This is a genomic window from Vibrio satsumensis (assembly GCF_050337435.1).
Lineage (GTDB): Bacteria > Pseudomonadota > Gammaproteobacteria > Enterobacterales > Vibrionaceae > Vibrio > Vibrio satsumensis.
The window spans coordinates 114,059-139,006 of the sequence record NZ_JAKJSX010000006.1; the positions used below are offsets into that span (position 1 = coordinate 114,059).

General features: G+C 45.3%; 20 protein-coding genes. 18 read left to right on the plus strand and 2 right to left on the minus strand.

What is annotated here, in order from left to right:
• Positions 1 to 69 precede the first annotated feature (69 nt).
• From L4C44_RS08050 to L4C44_RS08070, 5 genes are all read left to right on the plus strand, one after another.
• Complete coding sequence (locus tag L4C44_RS08050) at positions 70 to 1,383, plus strand: hypothetical protein (protein ID WP_372385396.1); 1,314 nt, start codon at positions 70 to 72, stop codon at positions 1,381 to 1,383.
• A 73-nt stretch (positions 1,384 to 1,456) separates the two neighbouring features.
• Entirely contained in the window at positions 1,457 to 2,110 is a 654-nt protein-coding gene (locus L4C44_RS08055) for a hypothetical protein (RefSeq protein WP_285954788.1), read from the plus strand.
• Positions 2,111 to 2,479: 369 nt separating this feature from the next.
• Positions 2,480 to 3,397 carry a DMT family transporter gene (locus L4C44_RS08060; protein WP_428804818.1) on the plus strand — a complete coding sequence of 306 codons (918 nt, stop codon included), beginning with the start codon at positions 2,480 to 2,482 and terminating at the stop codon, positions 3,395 to 3,397.
• Between the two features lie 251 nt (positions 3,398 to 3,648).
• Complete coding sequence (locus L4C44_RS08065) at positions 3,649 to 4,491, plus strand: helix-turn-helix domain-containing protein (RefSeq protein WP_428804819.1); 843 nt, start codon at positions 3,649 to 3,651, stop codon at positions 4,489 to 4,491.
• An 86-nt stretch (positions 4,492 to 4,577) separates the two neighbouring features.
• Positions 4,578 to 5,924: an MATE family efflux transporter gene (locus tag L4C44_RS08070; protein WP_372385402.1), complete on the plus strand. Its 1,347-nt coding sequence runs from the start codon at positions 4,578 to 4,580 to the stop codon at positions 5,922 to 5,924.
• A 109-nt stretch (positions 5,925 to 6,033) separates the two neighbouring features.
• Here the strand turns inward: L4C44_RS08070 and L4C44_RS08075 are convergent, their stop codons facing one another.
• Both L4C44_RS08075 and L4C44_RS08080 read right to left on the minus strand, forming a co-directional pair.
• Positions 6,034 to 7,215 carry an MFS transporter gene (locus L4C44_RS08075; protein ID WP_428804820.1) on the minus strand — a complete coding sequence of 394 codons (1,182 nt, stop codon included), beginning with the start codon at positions 7,213 to 7,215 and terminating at the stop codon, positions 6,034 to 6,036.
• A 217-nt stretch (positions 7,216 to 7,432) separates the two neighbouring features.
• Entirely contained in the window at positions 7,433 to 9,445 is a 2,013-nt protein-coding gene (locus tag L4C44_RS08080) for a hypothetical protein (RefSeq protein WP_428804821.1), read from the minus strand.
• A gap of 242 nt (positions 9,446 to 9,687) precedes the next feature.
• Between L4C44_RS08080 and L4C44_RS08085 the strand changes: the two genes are divergently transcribed.
• The 13 genes from L4C44_RS08085 (at position 9,688) to L4C44_RS08145 (ending at position 24,933) form a co-directional block, all read left to right on the plus strand.
• Positions 9,688 to 14,547: an Lcl C-terminal domain-containing protein gene (locus L4C44_RS08085; RefSeq protein WP_428804822.1), complete on the plus strand. Its 4,860-nt coding sequence runs from the start codon at positions 9,688 to 9,690 to the stop codon at positions 14,545 to 14,547.
• Positions 14,548 to 14,618: 71 nt separating this feature from the next.
• Positions 14,619 to 14,798 carry a Flp family type IVb pilin gene (locus L4C44_RS08090; RefSeq protein WP_061021301.1) on the plus strand — a complete coding sequence of 60 codons (180 nt, stop codon included), beginning with the start codon at positions 14,619 to 14,621 and terminating at the stop codon, positions 14,796 to 14,798.
• 30 nt (positions 14,799 to 14,828) lie between these two features.
• Positions 14,829 to 15,710, plus strand: coding sequence for a Flp pilus assembly protein CpaB (cpaB, locus tag L4C44_RS08095; RefSeq protein ID WP_428804823.1), 882 nt, complete (start codon positions 14,829 to 14,831; stop codon positions 15,708 to 15,710).
• Positions 15,703 to 17,100 (plus strand): type II and III secretion system protein family protein, encoded by a 1,398-nt coding sequence (locus L4C44_RS08100; RefSeq protein ID WP_428804824.1) that lies wholly within the window; start codon positions 15,703 to 15,705, stop codon positions 17,098 to 17,100. Before cpaB ends, L4C44_RS08100 begins: the two co-directional genes overlap by 8 nt.
• Positions 17,101 to 17,107: 7 nt before the next feature.
• A complete protein-coding gene (locus tag L4C44_RS08105) occupies positions 17,108 to 17,731 on the plus strand; it encodes a CpaD family pilus assembly lipoprotein (RefSeq protein ID WP_065105147.1) in 624 nt (207 codons plus the stop codon).
• Positions 17,728 to 18,888, plus strand: a complete 1,161-nt coding sequence (locus tag L4C44_RS08110) for a CpaE/TadZ family protein (protein WP_428804825.1) — start codon at positions 17,728 to 17,730, stop codon at positions 18,886 to 18,888. Before L4C44_RS08105 ends, L4C44_RS08110 begins: the two co-directional genes overlap by 4 nt.
• Positions 18,888 to 20,231: a TadA family conjugal transfer-associated ATPase gene (locus tag L4C44_RS08115; RefSeq protein ID WP_428804826.1), complete on the plus strand. Its 1,344-nt coding sequence runs from the start codon at positions 18,888 to 18,890 to the stop codon at positions 20,229 to 20,231. Before L4C44_RS08110 ends, L4C44_RS08115 begins: the two co-directional genes overlap by 1 nt.
• Positions 20,231 to 21,145, plus strand: a complete 915-nt coding sequence (locus tag L4C44_RS08120) for a type II secretion system F family protein (protein ID WP_428804827.1) — start codon at positions 20,231 to 20,233, stop codon at positions 21,143 to 21,145. Before L4C44_RS08115 ends, L4C44_RS08120 begins: the two co-directional genes overlap by 1 nt.
• Positions 21,142 to 21,993, plus strand: a complete 852-nt coding sequence (locus L4C44_RS08125) for a type II secretion system F family protein (RefSeq protein WP_428804828.1) — start codon at positions 21,142 to 21,144, stop codon at positions 21,991 to 21,993. The genes L4C44_RS08120 and L4C44_RS08125 overlap by 4 nt, the downstream gene beginning before the upstream one ends.
• Positions 21,990 to 22,730, plus strand: a complete 741-nt coding sequence (locus tag L4C44_RS08130) for a tetratricopeptide repeat protein (protein ID WP_428804829.1) — start codon at positions 21,990 to 21,992, stop codon at positions 22,728 to 22,730. The genes L4C44_RS08125 and L4C44_RS08130 overlap by 4 nt, the downstream gene beginning before the upstream one ends.
• Positions 22,730 to 23,179 carry a TadE/TadG family type IV pilus assembly protein gene (locus tag L4C44_RS08135; protein ID WP_192891442.1) on the plus strand — a complete coding sequence of 150 codons (450 nt, stop codon included), beginning with the start codon at positions 22,730 to 22,732 and terminating at the stop codon, positions 23,177 to 23,179. The genes L4C44_RS08130 and L4C44_RS08135 overlap by 1 nt, the downstream gene beginning before the upstream one ends.
• A complete protein-coding gene (gene tadF, locus L4C44_RS08140; RefSeq protein ID WP_285954799.1) occupies positions 23,166 to 23,726 on the plus strand; it encodes a tight adherence pilus pseudopilin TadF in 561 nt (186 codons plus the stop codon). Before L4C44_RS08135 ends, tadF begins: the two co-directional genes overlap by 14 nt.
• Positions 23,719 to 24,933 (plus strand): VWA domain-containing protein, encoded by a 1,215-nt coding sequence (locus tag L4C44_RS08145; protein ID WP_428804830.1) that lies wholly within the window; start codon positions 23,719 to 23,721, stop codon positions 24,931 to 24,933. Before tadF ends, L4C44_RS08145 begins: the two co-directional genes overlap by 8 nt.
• Positions 24,934 to 24,948 lie beyond the last annotated feature (15 nt).

Genomic DNA, 24,948 nt, shown 5'->3' on the forward strand with positions numbered 1-24,948 from the left:
TCGGCTAGGAACGCCACATAACACTGCAAGAAGCAACCTTTGTTCCTATACAATATTTGAGAGTAAACCATGAAACTAAAATTATTAAGCACACTTATCGCAGCCTCTTTCCTAGCTGGTTGTTCTTCTTCTGGTTCAAGTGGTGGTGCGACACCAATGAATCCTATAGAGGTGACGCCAAGCAACCCAATCGAAATGAGTCCAAGCAACCCTATCGAAGTCTCTCCAGAACACCCTGACAACCCGGAGTTTGTAGAACCAAGTGTTCCAGTAGCAAAAGATATTGTAGTGGTAGATGAAGAGCTAAAAGTCAATGGCGAAGTCGTAGCGTATGTTGATGGAAACGATAGACTCGTCAACGCAGATGGTCATGCCATTGGACACGTTGAACGTAATAAAAATGGTCAAGTTAACGAAGTCTATGTAAGCACAAATACATATGGCTCAGTAAAAATTGAACTGAATCCTGCTGTAAACCCACAAGACCGTATGGTTACGGTGACTGGTGAAAACGGTAATAAGCTTGAAATCTTCCGTGGGGATGGTTCGTGGACTTTTATTCCTTCAGGTACACCTGATTTACCAATCTACGATGACGTAGAAAACCCAATTGGTAAAGATATTGCTGTGATCGATGGTGAACTGATTGTTGATGGTGTAGCTATTGCAGGCATCAATGCAGATGACCGAATTGTTGACGCAAATGGCAATGGGATTGGTCACGTCGAGCGCAATAAAAATGGCCAAATAAACACTCTACATATCTCTACTAACATCTACGGTTTTGTCAAAATTGAGCTTAACCCAGCAGTCAACCCGGAAGATCGTATGGTAACCATTACGGGTGAAAACGGAAACAAACTTGAAATCTTCCGTGGTGATGGAACGTGGACTTTTATTCCAGCAGGAACTCCATCCAATCCAATTCACGATGGTAACGGTAACCCTGTGGCAAAAGATATTGTAATTGTTGATGAGGTATTAATGGTGAATGGTGAACCAGTTGCCTTCATTAATGGCAACGACAACATTGTTGATAGTGACGGAAATGCGCTAGGTCACGTTGAGCGAAACCGAAATGACCAAGTCAATAAGATACACCTATCTACGGAAGCTTATGGTGTTGTTAAGATTGAATTGAGCCCAGCTGTTAACCCAGAAGATCGTATGGTGACAATCACCGGCGAGAACGGCAACAAGCTTGAAGTTTTTCGTGGCGACGGTTCATGGACATTTGTCCCTGCACCAGACGCTAACCTACCTGAATTAGATAGCTCGAATGCAGTACAGAAAGCTGAACTAAAATCGAAGATCCAATCTCTATCTCAAGAACAACGTCAGCAAATTAAGCAAGCTGTCAAAGACCGCGCTAGCCGCAGCTAATAAAAAATAATAAATGCAAAAGCAAGGGAGCCGCTTATTAGCGGCTCCTTTTTATTTGAGAGTTGAGAACACGATGAAACGACTATTAATCACTTTATTGATGCCCCTTGCCGTATGTGCAAACGACCATCAATTACAAACATTAAATTATCATGAGCCAAGCTTAAGCTTTCAAACAGCTAAAGCTGGAGACAACTGGATAGGTACTGTATCTGGAGTTATTCAAGCAACTGAAGAGATCAACATCAGTGCAGAAATTGACTCGGAAGGTTACCTAGAAATAGGGACTGGTTACGGCTTGATGCTAGGTAACTTTTACACTGAAGCTTTCGTGAGTTATGGCCGAGCTGACCTTATCGATATCTACGACATCGGCTTATTTGGGGGCACTGCCATCACGAACAATATTATGGTTTTTGCCAGCACTTCGCACGAATGGCGCGATGTTTCTTTATCCCTCATAGATATGACAGACAGAGAATGGAAGAACACGGTTGGGACTAGTTACTCTCCCACAGAGTTTATGAACTTCTCTTATTCATTCAGTCATGACCGCCAATTAACGGGTTCAAAAGGTTATTACAATAGCCAAGACGTCACTTTTACCCTAAAGCCCAAATGGGTAGAACCTTATGTGAAATACACATTCGGTCAAAAACGCGTTAGCCCAGGAGACGTATTTCGTTCTGATGGCAGCGTTGAGCTAGGCTTCAACCTACGTTTTTAGTTTACCGTTTCGTGTGGTAGCTCTCACCCCTTTATAGTTTATTTGAATAAAGGGGCTTTTTACTTCATGTAGTAGCCTTTCCAATCAGTTGCGAATACCGTAATCGACTTAAATCAATTTCACCGCTTCTTCCTCAGTTTTAACTTTCTATCGTTCAACAAAACCTCACAAAGAATAATGACTTTAACCTAGTCCAACTTTATGGAAAATTTTTACCTTTAATGGTTATTTAATAGGTCATATTTCCACAAATCATTGCAATTAAAGACAAAAAGACAAAACTTTTCTCCGGTGACCTGCTTATACTGTGCCACGTCATTAAGGCGCTACAAGCCTATGATTTAAAATAATTATTAATGAGTAGTCACCATGAATTCGAAGTCGCTAACTATCTTGCTTTTTGTCTCTGTTTGCTTAATTTGGGGAACCACTTGGTTCGCTATGGAAGTGGCATTGCACTCTATCCCACCCATTTTTGCTACCGGACTGCGCTTTCTCCTAGCAGCACCGTTGCTCGCAGTATTAGCGAAAGTCTTTAAACAACCTTTGCTATTTCCGAAGGGCAAGCGTCAATGGCTGCTTATTGTGGCACTGATGTATTTTGCTATTCCGTTCACTTTGATGATCTATGGTGAGCAATACATCTCTTCTGGTTTAGCATCGATCATTTTTGCGAACATGCCGGTTGCTGTCATGCTGATGTCTGGCTTATTCCTAGGCCTGCGCTTGGCGAAGCATCAAATCTTCGGCTTGATCACCGCAGTTGTCAGCCTATGTTTAATCCTTGGCACCGAAATGCAAATGGGTGGCGATGACTACCTTATCGGCACGATTTGTTTAGGCCTTGCTGTTGCCATTCATGCAGTGATGTATGTGCTGGTTCAAAAGCACTGTAAAGGAATCGAAGTACTAACTTACAACGCGGTACCAAGTTTTATTGCTGCGATTTTCTTGTTTGCTGTGTCGGCAACTGGTGAAAACGTGAATGTTGAATCTTTCACTTGGGATTCAATTTCAGCTGTAGTTTATCTAGGTTTTGTAGCGAGTGTAGGTGGCATTGTGGCTTACTTTAAACTAGGACAGGTTTCGACACCGTTCCAAGCATCAATTTGTTTCCTTATTTTCCCAGTGGTTGCGCTGCTGATCTCTTGTTACATCAATGGTGAAGTTCTATCTGAACAGTCTCTGCTTATGATGCTCCCTCTACTTTGTGGCATCTTACTGACCAAGGCACCAAAAGGGATCTTTAAGCTGCGTTCTTCGTTAAAAACAGCGAGCAGCAACTAAGCTCTATGAATCACCCTAGAAGCTCGTAATGTGCTTCTAGGGTTCTATTTAGCTACTCGTATCGAAGCTTCTACCACACTCCTCTTTGCATACACTCCTATCTGTTTCACCGCGTCCATTCTTTCTCTGCCCATCACTCATTGATAATGGCAAGCAAATGACTTAAAAGTCGTAATCGACTACATTAGAAACACCAATCATTGTCGGCTTTGGTCATAGCCTTCAGCGCCCTTCTCCAACCAAGGAATGTCATGAGAACTCTCATCAAACACATGCGTCTGATTAAAGGTCAACCTTGTAGGGTTGAGGAACTGACTAACAGCGACGATGCGTTCTTAGAACCGCACAGACATGAGTATTGGGAGTTGGTGTGGTGTGTGGATGATCTCGGTAGTCAGAGTATTGATTTCGTCGATTACGACAACAAAGTCGGGCGTATTTTTACCATTGCTCCTGGTCAAGTACATCGCTCAGAACTGGTGGGAGAAAGTGCTCGTTTACTGGTATTTACCCCTGGCTTTGTTAAAACCAATCACCGCAACACTCAGCTGGTCGATACTGTTTTTGCCATGCACCAAAGCCGCCCTCCCTATTTGGATTGCATTGAAGAAGGCAACCGCTACCTGTTGCCTATTTTCGACATGCTGAAAGAAGAATGTGCACGAGAAGAGAGCGACTGGGACCTAGTAGAGTCGCTCGTTAATAGTTTTTTACGCTACATACTACGCTTCGCAACCCAGTCCTCATTGAAAGGCGAAGTGCGCGACAGTCGAGTAAACAAGGTTGTTGATTTGATTGAACAACATTACACAACACACAAACATTGCGAGTTTTATGCGCAAGCACTGTCGATAACTAACAAGCGCATCAACGAAATAGTCAAAGCGGAACGAGGTAAAACGGTCACTCAGTTAATCCATGATCGAACCATCTTAGAAGCGAACCGAGAACTGATCTTTTCGACCAAGACAATTAAAACCATCGCCTTTGAACTTGGCTTCGAAGACCCTGCCTATTTCAGTCGTTTTTATCGTGGGCAGATGAAAGAGTCTCCTGCAGAGTTTCGAGCTCGATGTGCAGATCGTGCAACATAATGCGCAGATAATCCCTTTTTAGAATCCAATTAAGTTCCGATAATGCTCCCTCTTTATTTCATCCAATTTGCTGGGAGCTTTCTGGAATGAGCATTAATCTCAAAACCGATCCTATCTCAAAATCCTTTTATCAATACCTTTGGCCCGCACTAACGGGCATGGTGATCAAGTCTCTTTTTATCATGGGAGATGCTTGGTTTGTCGGACGCGGTGTTGGCCCTGATGGGCTTGGTGCTATCGCTTTGACCATCCCTGCTTTTTCAATATTCACCGCCATTGCCATGATGGTGGGTATTGGCGGCGCAGCTCTTATGTCTATCGAAGTCGGTAAAGGGAACACGACGTCAGGTCAAACCCTGTTTAGCCAATCCATGCTCAGTACCGCTGTGCTTAGCACCATTTCAGTCAGCATTGCCCTGTATTTTCTAGACGACATGATTGCGTTAATGGGCGCTTCTGGTTACATGGCTGAACTGACTCACGATTACCTGTCTGTGATGCTGCCATTCTTTGTGTTGTACTCGTTAGCTTGGGTCATGTCATGCTTTGTTCGTAACGATACCAACCCAAAACTGGCGACTTACGCGATGTCGATAGGTGCTGTGGTTAACCTAGTTTTAGACTACTTCTTCGTTTTAGAATTTGGCTGGGGCATGAAAGGCGCGGCCTACGGCACAGCAATTGCTCAAGGTGTTATCGCTTGTATTCTATTAAGCCACTTTGTACGTAGACAAGGCACCTTGGAAATGAGCTTAAAAGGGATTGGTTTGAGCAAACTGCCAAGCATCCTAAAAATAGGTACACCGACATTCTTCATTGAAGTAACCGCAGCGATGACGATCTTATTGTTCAACTACGTGTTGCTACATCAGTTTGGTGAGAATCATATTATCGCCTATGGCTTAACGGCAAACGTTGGGGTATTCGCCCTGTTTGTAATGGTCGGAATCGCTCAAGCCTGCCAGCCAATCATCAGCTTTAATCATGGAGCCAACCAACCAAACCGCATCGAAGCGATTTTTCGCTTAGGTTTAAAAAGTGCAATTGGTAGTGGTTTGGTGTTTATGGTTATTGTGTACCTGTTTGCTCCTCAAATAGCAGCCATTTATCTAGGTGCTTCAAGTGACTTGATTGAACTTTCAGCCACTGCATTGACGTTCTTCTTCTTTGCTGTACCACTGATGGGAGTCAACTTGGTGATCGCCAACCTGTTTCAGGCAACGGCAAAACCCAAACAAGCAACACTGATATCTCTTGGACGTGGCTTCGTCTTCGTCGCATTGGGTATCGTCATTTTACCTAAGCTATTCCCAGAACAAGGTATTTGGGCAAGTATTCTGTTCGCGGAAACCGTAACAGCCATATTCAGCCTGAGTATGCTGCGCAGCTACAAGAAGCGCTTTTCTGGCTCATTAGAAAAACAGGCGGCATAGGAAGCAATCCGTTTAGAACGCCACGCCTTTGACTACCAAATAGCACATACAAAAAAGCTCCAATATCGCTATTGGAGCTTTTTGTTTATCTCATCAGATTGAAACCAACTTAACGCCAGCTAAACATTCGAACTTCGTTGCCCTCTTCAGGCTTCTTGGGGATGTTTAAAGACAGCGCCAAAGAAACCACCGCCATCACTGCACCAATGTAGAAAACCGTTGCGGGAGACGATAACCAAATCACACCAAACGCGACTGGAATAACAACCGCGGCAATATGGTTGATGGTGAAAGAGACACCGGCGGTTGAGGCCATGTCAGCAGGATCTGCAATTTTCTGGAAGTAGGTTTTGATCGCCAATGCCAACGCAAAGAACAGATGATCGACAACATACAGCGCGGCTGCCCACTCCGCCGTTTGTACTAAAGCATACCCAACGAACACTCCTATCAAACCGACATACTCAAAAATCAGCGCCTTCCGCTCACCCACCACACCAATAAACTTACCAATGCGTTTGGCGAACAAGAAGTTAAACAGATAGTTGATTAAGAACAGTAACGTTATGTCAGCGGCTGAGTAACCGAACTTCTCTACCATCAAGAAGCCTGCGAACACCGTGAAGATTTGTCTTCTTGCTCCGCTCATGAACGTCAGTGCGTAGTAGAGCCAGTAACGCTTTCTCAGCACCAATTTCTTATTCTGTTGAGTCTTGGTCTGAAACTCTGGGAAACCAAAGGTCATCACCAAAACCAAAATAAAACCAATGCCGCCAGTGATGCCATACACCCAAGCAAAATCGAGTTTAAGTTGCTCTAGCATCATCCAAATCGATCCATAAGTGATTAAGGATGCCAGTGCGCCGACTGAGATCATTTTACCCAGCATCTCGGGCGCTTCTTCTTTACTCAACCATTGCAGTGACAGAGACTGCTTCAGCGTTTCAAAATAGTGAAAGCCCGTCGACATCAAAACCGTCGTCAGCAACAAGCCTGTGAGTGAAGGGAATAAACCGGTTATCGCCGTGCCCACGGTCAGCATCGCCAGCGATATCAACATAAAGCGTTGCTCACGAATAAATGCCAACACAAATACCACGGTAAACGCTAAGAAGCCTGGGATCTCACGAACACTTTGCAACAAGCCAATATCGGCACCATCAAAGTTCGCTTTCTCAATCACGAAGTTATTCAACAGAGCCATCCAGCTCGAAAACGCGATAGGGACAACAATCGAAATCAGTAATAAGAAGTTTTGCGGCGTTTTCCAGCTCGCTGTTGATGCACTCATGACAGCCAAATCCTAAATAGTAATCCAGTATCATACTCCGGTTTTATGGCAATTAACAAACGATTAACTTTTGTTTTCTAGTGTTCATACGGAGCATAAATACATACTTCAAAAAGAGATAAATAAGAGAAATAGGTCGTTGTAAAAAAGAGAGGGGTGAAATAAGAAAAGAAGAATAAGAAGGGAGCAAGCCTCCCTTCTTTAGCGCAAAAAACCGTTAAAGACCTTTATAGAAAGTTAGCCATTCACCTCGTTCTAAGCCACTGACGTGCACACCAGAGATGCCACTTGAAGTTGTCGCATTGGTCGGAGAAAACGAGAGGTTTACGTTTTTAAATTTATCGGAGATGTTACTTTCCGTACCCGTTTGAGAAAGAATGTAGCCCAAGTTCGTTGAACTCCAACTTGAATTGCCGCTGTCTTCCCACTTTTTGAGGAGTTCTTTGGTCACCAACTGGCTGCCAACCTTGAGAGCCGGGCCGCTGATATTTCGGAACTGATAATAGTCCGCACCCGAAGAAGTTAACACAATCACCTTATCTTCTAACACATACAAAGACTTGATAGCATTGTTACTCAGAGACTCTGTTACAAGTAAGGTTCTCGTCATGTTATCAACGATATAAAGAGAACTTGCTGTGGTAATCGCACTGGTTTTTCCGTCTCGCGATGTCGCGATCTTGCTAATAGCAGAATCAACGGTCAGCTCCCCAAGTACAGTTTGTTGTATCGAGTTAGACACCCACTCAACCTTATTGCTATCCAACCCCAACAATATCTGCTGATTCACGACAATATTGGCTGTTTTAAGGTTTAACTTATCAATCGTCATTTTAGTGGATAGGTTAGAGGTGTCGATAACTTCTGCCGCTAAATTACTGTTTGAAAAGTAATTCTTATAAACAATTAATGCTTCACTTTCGTCGTAAGATGACATGACTTGCGGTGAGGAAGCTTTCAATGCGTGACTCCAGCTTTTCATATCAAGCTTATTAGCGCTTAGCAATTTGAGTTCTTGCTGTGAGTATATCGAGCTTCCGGTATTTTTAATCGCCAGTAACGAGCCACTTTGTAACAGAGGGACCACTGCTGCGAAGTTATCATTGATGCACGACTCACTCGATTTAGGCGGCACGGCTGGATTAGGTTTTGGAATGGGTGGAAGCGTACCTCCACTGCGACTGCTGTATGTATCAATCGCAAAAGCCTTCACGCCAACATTGTTGTTATTCGAACCATTGAGGCTCGTAAGGAAAACACCGTTAGCGCCTTGGCTATTACAAATATCACTCGATGTGGGTGAGACGTAAGCGGTCGGTTTGTAAACCTTATAGGCCTGAACACCATTTAACGCAGGAACTAACTGAATGATTTCACTCGAGTCGACCGGTATTTCTCCGCCTCCAGTACCACCTCCGTGATCGCCATCGTGGTCATCATCATCGTCATCATGGTCGTCGTGATCGTCATCGTCGTCGTCGTCGTCGTGTGAACGGATACTAACCAGACCAGAAACCGCTTGAGATGCAGGGTCACCATTGATTGTCACCGGCTTATTGCGTGAAGAGCTATCAATTTGCATAACCACATCATTAGCCGTTAAAAACACAATCTGACTGCTCGCTGGATTCAGAGCTATCGACTTCGCACCAGACAATTGCGGTACCGATTGTGAACCGCGAACAACCAAAGAGTCTTCAATTTGTAGATGCCGAGAAACCGTACCAGCAACGTCAATATTAGATAAGTCTAAAGTTTTATGTTCTATCATCAAATCAAGAGCATGCGCAATATTGGTATAAGAAGACTGCTTACCGTCACTTTGCGCCTTTTTCAGTGATTTTAACAACAGATTTGATAGATCTTTAGACCCATGAGTTGAATCCAGCACACTAAAATTGATGCCAACATGATCGCCTAACTTACTTTGAAGCGATGCTTTTGCTTGCTCTACATCGTTACTTACCGTTGGGTTAAACATCATCTCGCTATGAATCAAAGTAGTGAAAGGCGTCACCACTTTCATACCAGGAGAAGCAGTCAAAATTGCACCATCATATTGCCTTTGCTGTGCGTACCCAGAAACATCAGCAATCTGTTTCTCTTGATCACTGCATACGCCATTCAGATCTGCATCAGCGCATACTAATGAATCTAGAAACGCATAGCCTGAAGCCGTAGACCCAACTGGGTTTTCGCTATCAGAACTACCTCCACATCCAGAGACCATTAAGACACTAGAGATTGCTAGTGACAATTTGCATATTAAGAATTTATTGTGCATTTTTTCGACCGATTCACCTAGTTTATGATTTGATTGATAGTATTTTATTTTGCTATTAAATCACTTAACGAAATAAAAGATCAAATGATATTGATAATTACTATCATTTAAATTAATATCCTCCGCCTTTCCCATGGGTAATTTATAAATTATTTGGAGTTCAGGTGGTAAGGAATCCATACAAATTAATGAGTGTTTCACTCGTTTCCACAATGCTGATTGCTTGTGGCGGAGCAGAGTCAGATCCGAAGCTCGAACAGTCACAAACTAAGCCAAGTTCTCAGAATATTTCGGGCATTGCTTTAGATGGTTATTTACGCAACGCGAAGGTTTGTTTAGACAGAAACAGCAATGCTATGTGCGACTCTGCTGATGGAGAAATTGCCACTACGGACGCCGAAGGACGATTTCAGTTAGACGTCGACAATGATGTCGCCCAATACCCAATATTGGTTGAAGCGGTTGCCGGTATAACCATCGATATGGATTCACCGAATCAGCCTATTGAATCCGGGTTTACGTTAGAAGTACCGAGTAACACTTCGAACGTGATCAGCCCCATGACATCTCTTATTGCGAGTGTAGCGAAAACCAGTGGCATCAGTTTTGATGAAGCAACTCAGCTTGTGGCCAGCGACTTAGGCATCGATAAACAACTGGCTGTTGGTGATTATTCCGCATCAAACTCAGCGATAAGCCGTGAAGTACACATGTTTGCACGCGGTGTTACTCGCGTACTTCAAGAAGCACAAATGGCCTCTGTTGATGCAGGTGTCGACCAAGTGAATGCTCGAAAAGGCTCTATGTACAAATTGGCCGAACTTGATTTGGCGGAATTTAAAGCCAAGACCGATTTGCTGTCTCATGGCGCATCAGGAACCGATAGCGCATTGAAGCAACTTGGTAAGGAGTACCGAGATCAACTCAAAGTTTCCCAAGAAGACATCGATGGCAATGAAATCATCACTAGACCGCCGGCTCCTAAACATGGTCAGGTCAATGATGCCTCAGACACCTTCGACTGGCAGTTCGTACGTGGCTTCAACCACAACACAGATTACGAATATTCGCTAGATGCCGGTAGCACCTGGTCGACTGTCATTCGCAAACCGATTGTGGTTGGAAAACAGGCATTCGATAAAGGCGCTATTCAGGTTCGAGTCGCAGCCTCTAGTGCACGTAATACTCCAGCAGGTAAACCGCTTCTTTCACACAAAGCATTTACACTAACGACAGTTCCAGCAGCACCCGCATGGGTCACCGTGGACAACGCGAGCAATGAATTTGATTGGGCGCTGGTCGATTCTTTTAATGAATTATCTCTTTACGAGTACTCTTTAGATAACGGTGCTAACTGGGTAAAAGCAACTGAAAAACCTCAACGCATTCAAGACTTAGACATTCCAGTTGGGCATCTAAAAGTACGTGTCGCGAAGGATGACTCCATAGGTCACCCGACCGGCTTAAGTGCTATTTCAGACAAACCGATGACAGTAACCCCAGCGCAACCAGTAAAACCTGTGCTGGACTTTGCAAACGACAGCACCAATCAGATCAACTGGCTTTGGGTCTCTGGATATGATGCGCCATCTTTCTACGAGATTAATCTAGGTAACGGTTGGAATACTGTCACTGAACTTCCATATGTGGTTGGCAACGTTTCACTTCCGACTAACAGCATCTCTATCCGTGTAAAATCCAATGTGCAAGATGCTCGCCCCGCAGGCATTCCACTAGTGATCAGTACGGCTTTCACTCGCTCAGAAAACCAGCCTGTTGCGCCAACCCTGCCGATTATTGATGATGCTGAAAACACGTTTGCGTGGACAGAAGTTACAGAGTTTGCTGGCAGTGACTTCTACGAATACTCACTAGATAGAGGTCTTACATTTAGCCCTGTAACTAGCAATCCACAAGCAGTCCCAGATGAGACGTTTGCTAAGGGACAAGTCTGTGTGAGAGTGAAAGCAGGAACAGATCCTCAACATGATCCTGGTGAAACGCTGTGCTCAGATAAGCCATACTCGATGACACCTGATAAGCCACCGGCACCAACATCTCCAATCACTCACGATGGGCTAGACACATTTGATTGGACATTCGTAACAGGCTTCTCAGAAGCTGCGAATTACGAGATCAATGTACTCAACACAGGTTGGGCAACGGTTACTCAGAAACCTTATCAGTTAAACGATCAAGCTTACGCTATTGACTCAATTCAAGTGCGAGTCAAACGAGATCCAATTACCGATCGTCCTAGTGGAGCAGAGCTGACAAATGATACTGCGTTTACCGTTCGTCCATCTGCACCCAATGCTCCAACTGGACTAGTGGTGAACGATACGGACAACACGCTAGATTGGACATACTTTGGCGAATTCACACAACCAGAGCATTTCGAAATCACGCTCGACTCAGGTTCAACTTGGACTAAAGTCACCGTAAAACCGGTTGTGATCGGTAATATCGACAAGAATATCGGTGAGGTTCAAATGCGCGTCGCTCAAAACCCGACGAATGGCATGCCTCATGGCGTAGCAGCATTAACCACACAAGCCTTCACCAAAGTGTTTGAGATTCCAGCACCAACCTCGCCTGAGATCACCAACACTTTCACTGGCTCAAACCCAATCAAGACCAATGGTTTTGAATGGGACTACTTAACGGCTAACGTTGATGGCCAATCTGTTCGCTTTGATGACGCCGAATACTATGAGTTCACCAACGACAAAGGTCTGACTTGGCAGCCTGCTGTTTCGAACCCACAGTTCATTGGCCCTGAAGCATATGACAAGGCTAATGTCGGTATCCGACTAAAAGCACATGCGAAAGAAGGCGTAGCAAACTCAACCAGCGACACGCTTTGGGCAACAGCAGCAAGCAGCCGCTTTGTCAGCCTAAAATTCGTACCAATGAAAACCCGTTCGCAAGCTGCTGATTTTGGTTATGGTGGCTCATGGAATACCTACTCGCTCAATTGTATCGCTGAATACGATGATAAAGGACAAGGGGAGCCGACGTTTTGGGCAAAGCGATTCTCTTCAGAAATCAATACCGTCTTCGATAAAGTCGCTCGACTGATTGCTTGTGATATCACTGGTTGGACACTTCCGGACACCAATGAAGTGATTACGTTATCGCAACGAGATCCTGCAACACTGCCATCAAATCTAAGAAGTGGTGGTTACTTAGTATCGAATCAGTCAATGAATACATTAGCGGATAAAAATGGCGTCGCTGTCACTATCAACAAAGGCCAGGAATCTGTTGAGCAATATTATTCAAAATACGCATACGCTAAGTGGCAATTGCCATCAGGTACAGAGTTACTCACTGGTGTAGATAGCGCGACGACTGAAATAACCGCCTTCCTGATTACACAAGATACGAAGATTAACGCTACGGAGCTTTATCTAGAAACCTGGCTAACCGCCAACCAATCTAAGAGCAAAGGTTACGCTGTATTAGAAACGGAAGCTCAAGCTAAAGTACTAGAACTACAGGCTTTAGCCCAACCATGGGCAGATGAGCTTAAGAATACGAAGCTAAAACTAAAAGCTCTTGAATTTCAGGCATCTGTTGCTCAAAGCCGAACTGATACTGAGAGCCTTGAATTCATTAGCAAGGTAAAAGCGTATAAGGAGCAAGTCGCTAAATTAGAGCAAAACACCATTGCACTGAGCGCATTAGTCTCTGGTTCTGAATTTGCTCAAAAATTGGCGTTCATGCAGCAAAAATCCGTAACTCTATCCAGCTCAACCAACGCACTAAGTTCAGCGTCACTGGCTAAGGATATTCACCAAGCAAGTTTAGACCTGTACAGCGCGATTTCAGTTCTAGAACAACAATATGAAATGGTTAACTCGTTCGTAAGCGAGCTAAATACATCAACACAAACGCTAGGCTCGGAATTTGCCACCTTAACTACATTGTTCCAGAAGTTTGTCAGTGAGATGAACACGACCGCCAAAATCCACAACCTAGTACAATCAAAAGTGCTAGCAAAAGATGGACTGAAACTGGCAAAAGACAATGGCTTTAGCGTTTCTCAAGCAGACGCGATGGTAAGCAGCCGCTTCGCTAAATTGGACGAATTAGGCAACTACCTACCAAAAAGTACTACCTACCAACAAGGCTGGCGTTGTGTTGAAGACACTAACATCACAGGCAAACGCCGAGTATGGACACTGCTCAAAGACGGCCGACCAAATGGTGCTGACGATCTCGCTTATGACGCTTCGGCCTCTGGTGTAGCAAGTGTTTTAGGCAGTAACGGCCTGCTAGAGAGCACTAATAATGCGAACTTATGTGGCTTCAATGATTGGAAAGTACCAGCGCTGTCTCAGCTACTTTCACTACAAACTAAAGCAATCTCTAGCTCAAACTCGACCATAACAATCGATACAGATGCATTCCCTCATCATCGAGGGCTTGATCCGGAGTATGACAAATCTAGCTATTACGGTGGCGTGATTTTTTACTACTGGTCGAATCAAGCAAAGGACATCAAACAATACATCACAAACTACAGCTCTGAACGCAGCTACCAAGATGTCCGTCGTTCGGCAGTCGGTGGTACTGAAGATGCCGTAATCTTAGGGCGTCTGGTTAGAGAAAAAGCGACAACATACCAGTACCTAGATATGCAAGGGAACGTCGTAGCCGATCGCCAAAATGCCATTTGCGCACAAGACACAGACAGTAACCTCGTGTGGCAACTGTTTACCAACGGAGACACTAGCCGTTTCAACAAATACGTAGATGTAACACCGTTAATTTCAACACGAAATACACAAACAGTATGTGGCAAGACGAACTGGCGCTACCCATCGAAAGCAGAGCTATACGGGTTGCTGCCGATCAATGCGGATGTCTTTAAATTTAATGACGTGACGGGTGGAGGCTACTCAAACCATGGTTTCTATATCACCAGCGATCCCGCCAATTATGGTCGAGTCCTCGGGTTGAATATGACAACGATGGATGAAAGTGACGTAGGTACTCAAAGTTACGACGGCCGCTACCTATACCGACTCGTTGCCAAATAGGCACTCAAAACACCTTTATTAATAACCACAGCAGCCTCAGCTGAGGCTGCTTTCATCTAGGAAACAACAACATGTTTAACAAGAAAAAACAGCGCGGCGCGGCCGCTATCGAATACGCAATTCTCGCAGCAGCAATGTCTGTGGTCTTGCTTAATTTTGTAGGCGGCGAGAATGGTGATCTAACCGAAGCCATTACTGACGCTTACCAAACTGTCGTCACTCAGCTCAAAGACGCTCAAAAATCAGAATAAGCCCGTTTACCGTAAATTAAAGGAATAGTTATGACTGCCAAGCGACTCATGTTGCTGTCGTTATTTTGTTCGGTGCTCGGATTGTCCGTTTTACTGTTGAGCCAAACCAATAGCGAGTCTGCGACCACCTCTTCTAAACAAGCCGCTGAGCAAACTATAAAAGTGCTGGTTCCAACTCGCACTATCGAGATAAGCCAAACCTACACGCCAAACTCGTTTCGATGGAAAACTGTTCCATTGAAAGAGTTAGAGAACTACATCGACCATGTGACGCCGGAAGATATTTCTGCCGACCACACGATGTCAGGGCTAGCACGTACCAAGTTAGTCAAAGACTCAGTGCTATCGAAGGCCGATATTACAGAACCTAAAGGTGGCTACTCGCTCTCATTGAAGTTGCAACCGGGCTATCGTGCGATTTCGGTTCCTGTAGATCAAGTCACGTCTAATTCAGGCTTCATTGAGCCGGGCGACCGAGTGGATATTCTCCTACTCGGTTCACAAGATGGTGAGCTACTTCGTTACGGCAATTCATCTCAAGGACTGTACGTTACAACGATAGTTCATGACGTAAGAGTCTTGGCATTTAATAACAAGCAAACGGCAGAATCTTATCAAAAGGCTCGGGAATCGAATGGTTTCGAAAATGGTATCCCTGACGACAGCAGTGTCTCTTTAGAAGTGACACCCGAGCAAGCAAACCAAGTGGTCCTTGCGAAGCAATTAGGAAAGCTAACGCTTGTATTACGCGGGCAAAACGAGGCTCAAGATCAACCTCAACACGCAAATGCAGTGACGCTGAAAGTCATTTCTCCGGACACAACTCAGGTATTACCTGACGTGGGATTGGTGGAATTTAGAGCCGACAATAAAACGGTTAAAACTAATACTGGAGCTGATAACAATGGCTAATATCTGTCGTTGGTGGGGTGTTCTCCTGCTATCAAGCCTATGTGTCTCTTTTGCATCTGCAGCATCAACGTTTGATGTCACGATCAATGAGGCAAGAATGATTCACTTACCAGAGAAAGCGAAATCTATTTTCATCTCTAGCACCCATATCGCTGATTACCAAACCTTAACCAATACCAAGGTGATGATATTCGGTAAGCGAGCGGGCAGCGCTACGATCACCGTTTTGAATGAACAAGAACGCGTGATTTATACCAACAAGATTCGCGTCACACATAACAGCCATGAGTTCAATGAACTGGTTAAAAACAAGTTCCCAGAAGCGTCAGTCAACGCGGAATCTCTGGGCGGAAAACTCTGGCTTAAAGGCCGTGTTCCCTCTCCGATGATGGCACACAATATCGTGTCGCTCGCGAAAGGCTATTTATCCCCTATTGTCGGTTCTACCGAACAACAAGAGAGCTCAAATTCACAGGGAAACAGTAACAACAGCAGTAATTCAACCAATCAAAATCAGCAGACTCAACCCAATGATGATGAGCTGATCAATCAATTGGTTGTCACCATGCCAAATCAGGTCAACATTCGTGTAAAAATCGCGGAAGTCTCAAGAAATGTATCCAACAAGTTGGGCATCAAATGGGGCTCAATCGCCGGTGGTGTGGGGCAATTTTCGTTTTCAAAGCTGCCTAATGTCAGTAGTTGGGGCAAGCCGAGCATTACTGCTCTGATTGATGCGCTAGCAACCAACGGCATGATGTCTGTGCTTGCTGAACCTAACTTGACCGCGATGTCAGGCGAAGATGCGGAGTTTTTGGTTGGTGGGCAAGTGCCGCTACCACTGATTACGGCTGACACCACTCAAATCGAATACAAGGATTTCGGTGTAAAACTGAACTTCACCCCAACCGTGCTCAGTCAAAACCGTATCAGCTTAAAAGTGAATCCCGAGGTCAGTAACGTCTCTATCGAGAGCCAACAAGTGATACACGGAACTAACTTCCCTTCTTTTACTACTCGTAGCGCCTCCACCACCATTGAATTGGCGAGTGGGCAGAGCTTTGCTTTAGGCGGTTTGTTGAAATCGGAAGACATTGAGCAACTACAAAAAGTCCCACTTATCGGTGAAATACCTGTCCTTGGTAGCCTGTTCCGCTCAACTGAATTCACTCGTAGAGAAACAGAGCTGATCATCATTGTAACGGCTTACCTAGTTCAACCGACACGTTCGGACTCAATGCCACTACCAACCGATGGCTTAATCCCGTTGAGCGATGTTGAACGTTTACTGGCACTGCCGAGAATTCAACGTAAAAGAACGTTTAGTCAAGACACATACACCGACAACCAGAAGCCTCGCTTACTGGGTGACAACGGGTTCTACTACTGAGGACATCATGAACAAATTATCCTTATTACTGCCCGCTCTCATTGCGCTTGCGGGTTGCGCGCCAACGCCTACAACCCAACAACCTTCTGTGGATGTGGTGTCCGTGACAAACAAACTGACTTTAACACTGTCGGGTAAAACGTTATCGACTCAAGAGAAAGATGACATCTCTGATTTTATTGCTCGTCTAGGTACGCTATCCAACTTAATGGTCAAGATTGAAAATACGACTCAGAAAGGAGAAAGCCAAAGTGAAAAAGTTAGGCTTCATCTGATCGAGTCAGGGTTCTACCCTTCTCAAATTTCAGTATCTAATCCATCGGTACAAGGTAAAGGTGATCTCACGATTTTTGTTGAGTCTTATCGTGCCAAAGTAACGGCATGTGACGCGGGTAAAACACCAAGAACTACACTCAACGCTTATCGTACTCAGCGCAATTTTGGCTGTGCGAATGCCAATGCACTGGCGCAAATGGTCGCAAATCCAAAAGACCTGATTGTTGGTCAACCCATCGACAGTGCACAAGGACAAAAAGCGGTGTCTAGCATCGATAACTACTTTGCACCACCAGCACAAAACCAACAGACAAACTCTGGTTCTTCGAATACAACGCTAGGAGGTTCGCAATGAATCAAGTACACAACTTAACGGTACTGATCGCGGCATCGGAGCAACTCGATACATTAGCGCTCACATACACACTGAATGATTTCGGTATCAACAACATCACAACCTCTTCGAATCAAGAAGATGACGTGGTGAGACAGGTACTTAAGAATGACGTTAAAACCATCTTCCTCGATGTATTGAATAGCGAATTGCCAGAGTCGAAACAGGTTGTGCAGCGTTTAATACAACGTACTGGGTGCCAGGTTATCGCGATTGGTCATTCAACCGAAATTTTTGCTTACCGTGGAATGCTCGCATCCGGTGCCAGTGACTACTTAGTCAACCCAGTGACACCACAAGATCTTGAACACGTCTCCTTTGCTGCTTTGCAACTCAACAACGAAAAACGAAATGAAAAAGTCGTTTCCATTGTCAGTGCAAAAGGTGGCTCAGGAAGCAGCACCATTATAGCGACGTTATCGCAACAGCTTGCCGAACTCGGGAAACGAGTAACTTGTATGGACCTCGATTTTTCGATGGGTGATTTGGATTTGCTACTCAATGTCGAAGGCAACACGGCGTTGGTAGAGCTTTTACAATACCCAGAAAGATTAGAACCTCTCGTGTTTGAGCGCAGTGGGATCAGTGTGACACCCAAGCACACGCTCTTTACCGGTTATCTACCTTTAGACACCACACCATTTTGGCCACAAAAGAGTGCATTCGATCAGTTTACAAAGTTCTGCCTGCAAAGTTCAGACTACTTACTGATCGACATCCCGACCTATTCATTGCGTGACCAGGTTGGCTTTGAAGCGCTTAAAAGTGCCGATATCCGAATCATTGTGGTCGAGCCTACACTCAGCTCCATTCGCAATGCCGGTCAGATAATCAAACGACTTCAAAACCAAGCGGCTTCACAAACCATTGTGGTGTTGAACCATTGTAAGTCCGATTCCGCATCCCTTATTTCGGTCAATGATGTGAAGAAATCACTCGGTACATCCGTAGACGTCGTGATTCCATTTTTGCCAAACCATTTCTTGAGCAAGTCATCGCTTGGTCAGCCTGCCCATAAAGGCAATAGGAAAGTGAAGCTCGCCTTTAACTCTCTACTTGAACTAGTCACTGGTGAGCCGCAACAAGGCAGCCGCCGTTTTTGGAAGCGAGGCGCATAATGTTTGGTCAGAACACACAAGCCATAGATCCGATCGAAGCGAATAGAGCTCGAACACATGAAGCCCTAACATCAACACCCTCAGTTCGTGAGCATTATCATGTGATTCATGAAGAGGTCATCAAGGCGATCGACCCATCGGTTGTCGTGAGCTTAAGTGCACCCGATCTTGAAGCTAGAATTGCCGAAATGGTGTCAGATATCGTGATCTCTAAGCAGTTACCGCTTGGTCACAAAGATGTCGCTCATTCGGTGGAACAATTGCTCAATGAATTTCTAGGATTAGGCCCACTGCAGCCCTTAATTGAAGACCAAGGCATTACCGACATCATGGTCAATGGGTACCGTGAAGTCTACGTAGAACGCTCAGGGAAATTGCAAAAAACGGCCGTTCAATTTCGCAACGAAGAACAGCTTCTCAACCTAGCGCGACGCATCGTCAGCAAGGTTGGACGAAGAATCGATGAATCGAATCCATTAGTCGATGCTCGATTGGATGATGGTAGCCGTGTCAATGTGATGATCCCACCGCTAGCGCTTGATGGAACCTACATTTCCATCCGGAAATTCAATGAGAATAAGTTAACACTCAGCCAATTGGCTCAGTTTGGCGCAATGTCGAAATCAATGGTTAAGCTTATCGATATTATTGTTCGCTCACGCCTTAATGTGCTTGTTGCGGGAGGCACTGGTGCAGGTAAAACCACACTGCTCAATGCGATGTCTTTTAGCATTTCACCTCAAGAACGCATCATTACCATTGAAGACACCGCAGAACTGCGTTTACAGCAACCTCATGTTGTGCGCGCTGAAACTCGCCCAGCCAATGCCGAAGGCTTAACGCCGATTACCCAGCGAGAGTTGGTGCGAAATGCTCTACGTATGCGACCAGATCGCATCATTTTAGGCGAAGTTCGTGGCGATGAAGCCTTTGAAATGATGCAGGCAATGAACACCGGCCATGATGGTTCACTGTGTACATTGCATGCAAACTCGGCGACTGACGCACTCGTTCGCATGGAAAACATGTTGATGATGAGCCAAGCGACTCTGCCTCTGTTCTCATTGCGCCGCCAAATCGCAGACACCATCGATGTCGTTATACAAGTCGAAAGAATGCGTGATGGCAAAAGACGCATTGTTTCGATCACCGAGGTGCAAGGGTTAGAAGGAGAACAATACATCACTCAAGACTTGTTCAAATTCAAGCCTTTATCGGAGGATCAACAAGGCAACCTGATTGGCGAATACAAGAGTGCTAAGTGCGTACCAAGCTTCAATGACAAAGCCAAATACCACCAACTCGATGCTCAACTAAGAGTAGCGATGGAGCTTGAAGCCTGATGATCTTAGTTCTCACTGTTTTCGTTTTATTTATCGCGATCGGGTTAATCAGGTTGAGCTCAAAGCAAGCCATCGTCAATAAACGGCTGTTATTGGTAAGCGACAGTCAACGCTCGCTTACAGCTGACGTTTCAATCAAAAAAACCAACCACCAGCGCAGCAACAAACTGCATGCTTTCTTTTTACGAATGAATGCATTGCTGCCAGTTTGGGATAAGTACTTCATTGCTTTATCAGCTATCGGTTTCCCAGCATCAGGCCACATGTTATTTCCCCAACTGGCAATGCATCATCAACTTTTCGCCGCTGTTGGACTTTGGTTTGTATGCACATGTGCCTTGGTGATGTACCGCCGAAAAATGCAGGTAGAAGAGTTCGAACAAGGCATCATCAATGTACTTGGCTTAATTTCTAGAGCGGTAGCTGCGGGGCTCTCAGTCCCACAAGCAATTGAACAAGTGTCAGAAACCCAACCAGGGCTATTAGGACGTGAGTTCTCCTATATTCGCGATAACTTAACGCTCGGTTTAAGCCTTAGACAAAGCCTCGATGATGCATGCGTTCGCCTTCCTTACAGCAGTTTCCGCTACTTCTCGGTCGCGCTGATCCTGAATCAATCGAATGGTGGCCAACTGCGCGACATTCTTCAAAGCTTAAGCAGAACCATGCATGACAATCGAGCGATGAGAAAAAAGGTCAAGAGCTTGACCTCGGAGCCTCGTATGACAGCCCTCTTTCTTTCCATCTTACCCTTGGGGTTATTGAGTGGTATCTATTTGATGGAACCCACCATGATAGTCCAATTGTTCAACACAGAGTCGGGACAACGGGTACTAACCTACGCCGTCATTAGCATCAGTTCAGGCACACTCATTTTGAACGCTCTGACTCGTAACAAGAGGTTCTCGTCATGATCTATGTTGCCTTGCTTCTGTTGGGGTGTGCATTACTACTCACGCTTATCGCGCACTTATCTTGTTTCAAACGAGATGTTGTCGCTGAACGACTGACTCGCGTATCGAGTTACTCCTCTAAATACACTGCGGCTTCAAGTAAATGGCGCTTCCAAGGTGCAAAACCACGACGCCAGAAATTGATCCTCATTGGCTGGTTGAACCCGAATGCCGAGATCTATTTTCTTGGCTTAAGACTACTGACGATGGTGACGGGCTCTATTGCTTGGTATGTCACTCGAATCCAAGTGCTTAACATGAACTCTGTGGCCGAATGTATCGCAATCGCCATTGTGGTTGGCATCCTGTTCGACCGCATTCTAGATTGGCGCGTGAATCAAGTCCGAATGCAAATTAGCCGCGTTGTTCCTGATGCCGTCGATCTGATGGTGGTATGTGTCGCATCAGGTCTAACACTCGAAGCGGTATTTCGCTGTGTCGGTGAAGAGATGCGTGCGATCTCTCCTGCATTGTCACGCGAATGGCTACTCACTGCGACTGAGATATCGGTTCTTGATTCACCACAAACGGCACTTTCAAACCTAGACAAACGAGTCCAGCTTCCTAACATCAACAATATTGTGACCACCATGAATCAAGCACTTCAATACGGCACGCCTCTCGCTGAAGCGTTAAAGCTGATTGCCTCTGATAGCCGCCAATATCACTTCTTAGAGCTTGAAGAGTGGGTAGGAAAAATACCAGCCAAGATGTCATTCCCTTTAGTGGTCTTCATCATGTTACCTGTCGTGGGCATTATTGTCGTGCCAATCATGTTATCCCTTAAACAAACTCTGGGGGGCTTATGAACAAGATCATTCTCTTGGGTTTAGCGCTGATTTTGGTTGGCTGTCAGTCAACGAATAACGTTGAAAAAGAGACCTCTGAAGATATGAAAGTCGCCGAGGTTTCACTGATGAATGGCAAACCAGAAAGTGCCATGGATCTGTACCGAAAGATGCTGATATCGAAGCCTGATGACCCACAGTTACTATTGCTAATGGGGTCCGCTGCGAATCAAGCGAGTCGTTATGATGAGGCTCTTCATTATCTAAAACGTGGTATCGAGCTTAATCAATCGAGCGCGATTTACAGAGAACTTGGCCGCGCGTGGTTGGCACTCGGTGAGCTTGAACAAGCCACAATAGCTCTCGAAGAATCTGTCAGGTTAGTCGCAACTGATGATGTTGCCCAAAACAGTTTAGGCGTGAGTTACTCGCTCAATAAGCAGTATTCAAAAGCGCGTGAATCTTACTCACATGCCCTCAGTTTGATGCCATCCAGTAATGAGTATCGCAACAACTTAGCCATGGCTTGGATACTCGATGGCAAACCAGAGCAAGGGATCCGAATTCTGCACCCGATCTTTGTCCGAGGTGAAGCGAGCGTAAAACTGCAACTCAATCTAGCACTGGCTTATGCGCTTTCTGGAGACAGTGATTCAGCGAAAAGTATCGCTCGTGCACATCTATCTCAACCTGAGTTCGCCAACAATAGTCTGTATTACCAAGAGCTTGCTGCTAAAACAGAGCAAGGAGAACAGTGATGCTCTCACGTCAAAAAGGTGCGCAGACCGTCGAATTTGCAATGTTGGTGGTACCGTTCCTGATACTGATCATCGGTTTCTTTGAGATCTGCCGCCTGCTGTTGGTCAACATCATCTTTGATGTAGCCGTTAATGCGGGTGTTCGAGAGGCCAAGACACGGCCGATTAGTCCTATTTCAGACCAAGCTTTTGCCGAGACTATCGCAAAGTTCCCACTGATAGATAAGAGCAAGCTCGTCTTGGATCCATCGCCGCTATACGCCGAAAACTTCTCAGATTTAGTTAATGAGAAACCGGTATCCAAAAGCAGAGCAGTGTTAGGCGAGTACAAGGTGTCTTACTCATTTTCATTTGCCTTATTACCTAATCTATCAACTCAGTTTTCTGAGTCTATCGGCAACATGACAACCTTGAAAAGAAAGGTACTGGTTAGTTATGACAACAAATAAAACACCTCGAAAAAAACAAGCGGGTTCAGCAGCGATTGAGTTCCCCTTTGTTGTGCTCGCACTCATGATCATTTTGTGGGGGCTTGTTGCCGTCTATCGCTTATTCAGCCTGCAGACTCAACTCGACAACGTGACATATAACCTAGTGAATGCTGTCTCCCTGACGCAACTAAAACCAGAGCAAGGCCCAAACGGATTACCTAATACGTTAAAGAATCAGCTTCTCGCTCTCGCCGAGCGTTATCTTCCGCAAGACATTGAACGTAACGATATTGGGTTGTTACTTGAGAGCCGTGTATTTGATACAGCCGCTTCGAACTGGGAATACAAGCACATCCATGCCGGGATCACCTGTCAAAGCGACACACCTATCGAACAACTAACGGCACTTGTCGTAGAAGGTAGCGGCGACCCTGCGTTAGATGGAAGACCATCCACCTTGGTTCAACTCACTTTATGTGTGAATACACCGTTTGATTACAAGCGACTCGATCCTCCTAAAACACTCTCAAGTTCATCAGCCGTGATAGGAAAGCATTATGGTTAAACCAATATTCGGCAGCATTGCGCTTAAAAAACAGCAAGGCTCCATGACCATTTCATTGTTGGCGTTACTGTTTCCCGCGCTTTTCATCGCCGTTGGCACTCTGATGATCACGGCACAAGTGATGGTTTCAAACCGAGCTGCGCAAGCCGCCGATTCGGCCGCATTAGCTTGTGCCTTTGCTGATACAGCCACACACCCAATGATGTTGGCTTACCAAGATTACTATAAGCCAACCCTAAACGGGGTGAGTGGCTTACAACCAGAAAACCCAGGCTCAAGCTGCCGTATTAGCCTAGGTTATTCATTGTCACCGATACTGCCCAACTTTAAATATGAGAGCTATGCAAACAAGGTAACGGCAACGGGTGGAGGTTATAAAGGTGTGGTTGAAAGCAAGCAATCCTCGATTCCAACGGAGCTGGTTTTAGTACTTGATGTGTCTGGATCGATGGGTTCAAACATCCAATCATTGAAATCCATTTTATCCAATGCTTTGAATACGATTCAATCTCAGAGTAAGAACGTTAACGATTTAGATTCAGTAAGAATTTCAATCGTTCCTTTCGACTCTGGCGTTGCAGCGCAGCGCCCACCTTGGTTATCCAAAGAAGCAGCCGGAATCTACTGTATCGATGGGCTTAGCTATCGTAGTGGCAATTTCTCTGCGGCACTGACCGTCGACAACCTCGCCACGCTGCACTCAGAACGCCCTGTGAAGTTTGCTAAGCCCAACGACTGGTTACTTGACTGTAACCAAAACTCGCCAATGCTGCCATTGACCAACGTATTTTCCCGCGTCCAAAACTCGATAAACAGCCTAACGGCGAACGGCGGTACTCGCTCTTTTCACGGGTTGTTGTGGGGAGTCAGACAACTCATCCCAAGCTGGCAACAAGCGTGGGGCATCAACGTCAGCACACTACCCGAGACCAGAAGAAAGCTAGTGCTTTTTACCGACGGAGATGACAGTGGAGACGCGTTCACCCAACTGGTTAACGCCGGGTTCTGTACTACCGCAATTAATCAATATGGCATCGAAATGAATTTCATCGGCTATGGCGTCAACCCTTCTCGAATCGCTCAATTCGAGAACTGTGCCGGGGATCCACAACGCGTGTTTAGCGCCACTAACACCACCCAACTTAACAAATATTTTTCCGACATTTTGGCTGCTGAATACTCGGCAACCATCAAACTCACTCGCTAATCCAAACAAAGCGTT